The sequence below is a fragment of the Slackia equolifaciens genome, assembly GCF_003725995.1.
In the GTDB taxonomy this organism is placed as follows: Bacteria; Actinomycetota; Coriobacteriia; order Coriobacteriales; family Eggerthellaceae; genus Slackia; species Slackia equolifaciens.
On record NZ_QIBX01000012.1, the window covers coordinates 77800 to 84732 of the forward strand.

4 protein-coding genes are annotated in these 6933 nt (G+C 43.2%); all 4 read right to left on the reverse strand.

Annotation, left to right across the window (positions count from 1 at the left end; genetic code table 11):
* Positions 1-116 precede the first annotated feature (116 nt).
* Positions 117-2201, reverse strand: coding sequence for a CgeB family protein (locus DMP06_RS07510; protein WP_123209124.1), 2085 nt, complete (start codon positions 2199-2201; stop codon positions 117-119).
* Complete coding sequence (locus DMP06_RS07515) at positions 2173-4926, reverse strand: bifunctional glycosyltransferase/CDP-glycerol:glycerophosphate glycerophosphotransferase (protein ID WP_123209125.1); 2754 nt, start codon at positions 4924-4926, stop codon at positions 2173-2175. The genes DMP06_RS07510 and DMP06_RS07515 overlap by 29 nt, the downstream gene beginning before the upstream one ends.
* Positions 4927-4938: 12 nt before the next feature.
* On the reverse strand, positions 4939-6045 hold the full coding sequence (gene wecB / locus DMP06_RS07520) for a non-hydrolyzing UDP-N-acetylglucosamine 2-epimerase (RefSeq protein ID WP_123209126.1): 1107 nt from the start codon (positions 6043-6045) through the stop codon (positions 4939-4941).
* A 23-nt stretch (positions 6046-6068) separates the two neighbouring features.
* Positions 6069-6933, reverse strand: an 865-nt coding sequence (locus tag DMP06_RS07525) for an N-acetylmuramoyl-L-alanine amidase family protein (RefSeq protein ID WP_181443039.1), incomplete at its 5' end; no start/stop codon positions are given.

Below are 6933 nucleotides of genomic sequence, written 5' to 3' on the forward strand. Positions count from 1 at the left end.
ACCGCAATCTCCAGGGAACGCACAATTCGCTCGTCCAGTCTACGGCCGCCCCTCCAGACCGAGTGCTGCATCATTTCCGAAACACTGCCGAGAAGATACGGACAGAATCTCAGCAATCAGTCGACCGCAAGAACAGCAAACCCTAACATTGAGCGTTCCCTCGCCAGACCATTAGTTAATTCCTCGGCACTGAGACCGCTCATGCTAAACACTGTGTTCTCAACACTAGAAGGGACTCCGTAAATATAATCGTAGCCTCTTTCATAGTCTTGCCTGCTGCAATACTCCACAAAGTCAACGTCACAATATTTGAACGCATTGATAGCATCTTCGAGATAATGCGCGTAAGGAAAAACATCGTCCAGAAAAATGACGTAATCCGTGTCTGACCAGTTCTCCCTAAGTTCCTGTAAATTAACCAATACTTTCCTGTCATATGTTTGCTCATTAAAAGACTGGAGCATATTTTCGTCGGGTTCTTTGCAAACCACATAAACAGTTCTGCTAGGAAAGCAAAAACCAGCACCAATCTTCTCAAACATTAAATTCAGCCTGTCATACACAGTCGATCCAGACATAACTCGACGAATTCCACGCACCTGAGCGGCAACAATATCCGTATCCGATAGATTCGAAAAATAATCCGTCAGAATCCCTGGCTCCGTAACAAGAGGTATGTCAGGAAAGCAGTTTTCGGTGGACTTCGCATAATTAGAAATCAGGAGACAGCCTAATGCCTGCACCTCATATACGCGCATTGCCCCCATTGTCTCGGAGTCCTTAATGCTATTTAAGTTAAGGGAGAAATCAAATAATTTATGGGCTTTTTGCAAAAGCTTATGATCTATTGGCGGCATTATGAATTCGTTATATTCAGCAGGAAAAGTCCTGTTTGCCCGATTGTTAAAATATAAAGCACGGTCGGCAATGATGAGGCCCTTGCCGGACTCCCTTAAAACGCTGTCAAAGAGAAGCGCCGTGTCCTTGCAACGTTCAGGATAATTGCGATACCAGCTACCTGCAAAAAATACGGCATCCTTATAAAACGATTCAGTTGTAGCTCGCTTCTTTAAGAAACCAATTGGATTATGAATCGATGGATTCACTCCATATGGTTGATAAAAAACATATGGATTCCCCGTGTCCTCAACATAGCTAGGAATCATCTCAACTGCACTTGTGAAAATGAAATCTGCTGCTTTGGCAATGGGCAAAAACAATTTATAACTTGGCGGATCTTCAATTGACTGAAATACCGTAGTGATCCCATTGCGCTTCGCAAAAGAAAAAATCTCTGGAACAACATTTACGGCATATTTAGGATCGTATTCGTAATCTCCTTCGGCCGAAGGGGGATTAAGTCCCTGCCAGCAAGAAACATATAACAGCAAATCCAATGAACCCTCCGAGATATACCGCTCATAGTTCGAAGGGGAAATATAAACAAGGGTCACGGCGTCAGAATAATAATTATACATAAAGTCGTCCGTGATAATTCCTATCCGGAAGTTACAGCGATCATAGTACCTCGATCCATTGCTATCGGGGATATGACCACAAAGAAGCGCAAAAGACTCCTCGAACCGTTTCACTATACCATTTGTAAATTTCTCCCTGTTTTCAGGGGTAATTGGGTCACAACAAGCCAGTACTCCGTAGACATTCATTGAGCTAAGATTGATTTGACCCTCGTAGCCCGCCAAAGCAAAATCGACACAATGCGCACCAAATGGAACCTCAAGAGAAAATCTTCCACAATTAGGGACTCTATATGCTCTATTGATTAGATTATCCTCAATATCAAAAAAAGTTGCGACTATGGCAAACTCTGTTTCGTTCAGACATTCATAGCTGACGTTGCCGGAGATTTGAGATACGTCAGGCTTTAATTTGCATCCACCCAGAAGGCACACCTCTATGAGACTGCCTTTTGAATGAAAATCGATTGACAGACTGTCCCGCTCAAAATGCACTCGTTCATCGGCTTCCCTCGTAGTGCAGCGCATGGCTTTAACAATATCGAATAACTGCTCAGATTGGAGCTTGTCTGAATCCATTGGAATATCATACTTTGATAACGCTACCGCAAGATTAAAAAATTCGTCACGATATCTGTCACCAGGCATACAGTTGGACACGGCCGTCGCCGCATCCAAAAGACAGCGTTCCCTATTAAAAAGCGTCATCGACATTGGCTCCATCCTTAATGCTTTCGGAATCAATATTTAGCATGCGGTTCATGATAATTTGCGAACTCGATTCATTCTTTTCTGGGCTAAAAAAGAATGAATCAACTCTCTTGGAGTATTTTCCCGTCAATTCAAAATTGTTTTCAGCATATTCTCGAATAGATTTCAACAGCTCATCTTCCGACTCGCACACAGGACCAAAGCCGTCATTTTCATAGCTAAAATATCCTCGAGAATAAATATGCCCGCCATCTAATACTTCAGAGCTGTCGAACTGATAATACAGCACAGGCTTACGAAGAATAGCGAAATCAAAGGCAACACTAGAATAATCAGTAATCATCAATGACGCAGAAATGAACTCCTCGCGATAGTCGCAAGAAGACAGGACATTAACGTCTTGAATCGATTCGAACAGATACGACATCGAGGAGAACCCCGGATGAATTACAAAATCCACAGAGATATTATACTCAGCAATAAGTCGTCTGAGTTCATCACTACCTAAGAGCGAATTATAGGTGGTATAGTAATTCGATTGCATGAATTTTGACTCGGAGATTATTGCGGACTGAGTTTTTGAATCAAAACCATCCACAAGACTATTTCGCCAAGTAGGCATGATTATTATTTTATTTTTCCGAGGATTATTCGCTACCTTGCAGGATCTGAGCAAATCATGACGTGGCAATCCAGATAAAACGACATTAGCTCGACTGTAGTAATAATCACATGAGAGAATCGAATCGTACTCCCTCTCTGAACTAGTAACGAACAAATAGATATTTCTCCTATAGCGATTCAGGGCAAAAGACATATCATCCTTAATTACGCCATGCTGCAGAAAGACGTACTTAAATTGATATAGATTTTTGTAATAGTCCTCGTACTTTCCAAAATGACGATAGACATGAGCATCAAAAGAAGAAGATACAACATATTCAGAACGAAGAAATAGTTTTCCGTACTTATGAGAAAACGGATCAACCACCTTTCCGTAACGCTTCAGTTTCTGGCAGTCAGCAGAATTGCTTGAGATGACAAAATACGGAGAAACATCTTTCGGTGCATTCTTCGCAACGTAGTTGAAAAATGCTTCACCGTTATCTCCGGCCTTATCCAGGCGATCGCTAATGAGCCAAACACGCTTCGCTGGCTTGCCATACAGCCTAGACAATACTTCAGGAATTCTTTTCAATGCGATTTTAAGCCCCTTGGCTCCATGGCGCTTAACGGTATTCAAATCAAAAATAAACTCGCGCTTTAGTACGGTTTTTTTTGTAGGAGAAGCCAAGAGCTGAATTCTATGCTTTGCACGGCTAATCAGTATCTTATTATTGCTATAGCAATAATAAGACGGGATGCATTTCGACAGCTTAGAAAAAATACCGTAACCGATTTTCATTTTTTTACTTACGCCTCGATACGATAAACGAAAATCGATAAACCCGTTACGCTCCGAGGGCACACTGCCTTTAAATCCAATTGCGTAGCTAAAGGTATCCTCAAAATACGATGAGAACGAGATATCGGAACGGGTAAACAGCTCTGCGGGCACGCTTGTTTTGCCGATAACAATCTTCAATTCCAAATCAGAGACAGGCAAGACCGTATTAAGCAGGCCCTCAAAATGCACCTGCTTATCATCCATAGAAATAAATTCAATTTTGAGCGTAGCGTCTGAAAGCTTTGCGCCATCTCCGTCATCTAGCACATAAACACTTGCATATTTTCCATCCCCAAGTCGAAGAAGCCTGGACTGGGCATCAAAAAAAGAAAGTCCGTATTTCATTGCAAGAGAATACAGTTTCAAATGGGCATTGATGTTCCGCTGCCGGCATATCACTTTATTATCTATGCTCCGCAATAATCCCACTATCAATTGTCGATATTCGTTTTTCTCTGATACTTTCAGATAATTATCCGAAGGGGCTGAGATTCTCCATTGCAGATCATACATAACCGCATTCTGTATATAAGGGATAACGTATCCGTATCTCTTTCTGGAAATTCCAAAAAGAGAGTAATAGCATTCGCGAACAGTATCAAAGTAAAAACTCATATTGTATTTTGAAGTGTCGATAGCAGAATCGCTGTCGAAGCGCTTCCTGTACAAATACAGGGATTCCCTCACAACTCCGTAAATGCCCTCTTTAGCAATTAACGAAGAAACCAGAAGGAAATCCTCTGCAACTTTAATCTTGCCAAACGCTTGCCCCGAAAGAATAGAGCGAGCAAAAAAAACTGTCGTAGCAGAAAGCTGAGGCTTGTCCCATTCGGCAAATATATTGATAATGCGAGTTTTCGAGAATTTATAGTCAAGTGCGTGATAGTCATTCCAGCGACCAAAATGCTTTATTCTCGCCGCAGCAATTCTTACATTGGGATTATCAAGAAAAAAGTTGTGCATTTGGTTAAACGCATCAGCATCCCACTTGTCATCGGGATCGAGAAATGTGATGTACGAACCCGATGATGCCTCCATGCCAGCGTTTCTTGCAGCACCAACGCCAGCATTTTTCTGATGAATAACGATTACATTGTCTGGGTATTCCGCAGCGAAACGGTTGCATATCCCCAAGGAATCATCTGTGCTTCCGTCATCAACAAGAATCGCTTGAATATTCTGCTTGAATCCAATTGTCTGAGAAACAATACTCTCGAGAGCATCTTCGAGGTACCGCTCCATATTATATATTGGCAATATTACAGAAAACAAAAAATTATTAGCGGGCATCTTCAATCTCCCCTATGATAATGTTCCGTTAAGCAGGATATCAGCAATTCTTGCTGATGCTCTACCATCCCCATATGGATTTGAAGCGCAAGACATCTTCTCGTACGCCTTAGAGCTACTTAGCAATTTATCGCATTCGTTATAAATTGCAGCCTCATCCGTACCAACAAGCTTGAGCGTTCCAGCAGCAACTCCTTCGGGGCGCTCTGTGGTATCGCGCATTACCAATACGGGCTTTCCGAGCGAAGGTGCTTCTTCTTGGATGCCGCCGCTATCTGTTAATACAATATATGCCCTTGAAAGAAAGTTATGAAAATCGAGAACATCCAGCGGTTCAATCAACTTGATCCTATCGCATCCAGATAACTCCTCGTCAGCAATCGAGCGAACAACCGGATTCATATGGATGGGATAGATGGCCTTCACATCATTATGAGTCTCTACAATTTTGCGAATTGCACGAAACATATGATGCATTGGCTCGCCAATATTCTCTCTTCTATGAGCCGTAACGAGCAGCAATCGCGAATCCGAGGCCCATCGCAGCATTTCATGATCATAATTGCATCGAACGGTTGTTTTAAGGGCATCAATTCCAGTATTCCCCGTAACGTAAATCGAATCACTTGATTTACCCTCAGCCATCAAATTTCGTTTTGCTCTCTCCGTTGGAGCAAAGTAATACTTTGAAAAAATATCAACAGCCTGTCGATTAAATTCTTCAGGAAAAGGTGAATACATATTGTATGTCCGAAGTCCCGCTTCAACATGGCCTACAGGAATATGCTTGTAGAATGCAGCAAGTCCAGCTGCAAAACTGGTTGTTGTGTCACCATGCACCAACACAACATCAGGCAAAGAATCGTCGAGAACGGAGGCAATGTTGACCAAAACCTTTGCCGTGATATCAAATAGAGTCTGACCCTGTTTCATGATAGCAAGATCATAATCGGGCTTCACATTAAACACTTCTAGTACCTGGTCCAGCATCTCGCGATGCTGCCCGGTAACACAGACACAAACCTCTAAACCATCTCGAGACTTTAGCTCGTTAACCAACGGACACATTTTAATCGCTTCGGGACGGGTCCCAAAAACAACAAGAATCTTCTTAACCATGGCTCAAACCTTTGTTCCTTGCCCTACCCTTTTATGAGTACCACTTTTTGATTATATTCCTGCTTGTTTGCGTTATTGAAGCAAGTCGATATTTGATTACCTTGTAAAATCTGGTGCCACATTTTATTCTGATTTGGCGTATCGCCCCAAAAAAAACCAATGTGGCAATCTATAAAGCCGTTCGTCTTAAAAAAGATTATATCCCCCTTTTTCGCCTTCCCACTTTTAAGCATCGATGCGACATTGTTGAAAGTGTATATCCTTGCTCCAGAGTCAATGGCGTAGCCGTACCATCTCCAAGCATTGATGTAGCTTCCGCCCCCAGGACCACCAGACCATGGTGAATGATTATTGTTTTTTGCTATTGGCCCCAAATCCCCGCCTGCAGAACGGTACGCATGCGCAACGAATCCCGTACAATTCATTCCGGTAAAGCCATCAGAACGAGGAGCACCCTTAGGATACATACACGTAGATACTGAAAATCCACTGGAGTATTTCGTTCCGAGATAATATCCATAGTATTCGTGGTCCTCCAGCCAGTCAACCAGCGTATTCCGAGGCACATCCAACACCTTGTCCGCAGAATAAGCGGCATTGGTTATGCGCCCATCAGAGCCAAAGTCATATTGAACCCCATTTATGGTTGTTCTTCCAGTCGCCATAGTGCCGTCCGACTTAAAATATGACCACTTGCCGTCAGAGTTCCATCTAACCCATCCGGTGACCATGCGGGACTGCTCGTCGAAGTAGTAGCGCTTGCCGTCGATGTCGTGCCCCCACTTCAGGGCGCGGAAGAACCACGCGTCGGGATCGAAGTAGTAGCGGCTGCCGCCGACCGTCTGCCAGCCGCTCACGGCGGCGCCGTCCGGCCCGAAGTAGGACTTC

Bases quoted from the DNA above. Each gene is read 5' to 3' on its own strand.
- DMP06_RS07510 (WP_123209124.1), bottom strand. From the start codon at position 2,201: ATGGAGCCAATGTCGATGACGCTTTTTAATAGGGAACGCTGTCTTTTG.
- DMP06_RS07515 (WP_123209125.1), bottom strand. From the start codon at position 4,926: ATGCCCGCTAATAATTTTTTGTTTTCTGTAATATTGCCAATATATAAT.
- wecB (WP_123209126.1), bottom strand. From the start codon at position 6,045: ATGGTTAAGAAGATTCTTGTTGTTTTTGGGACCCGTCCCGAAGCGATT.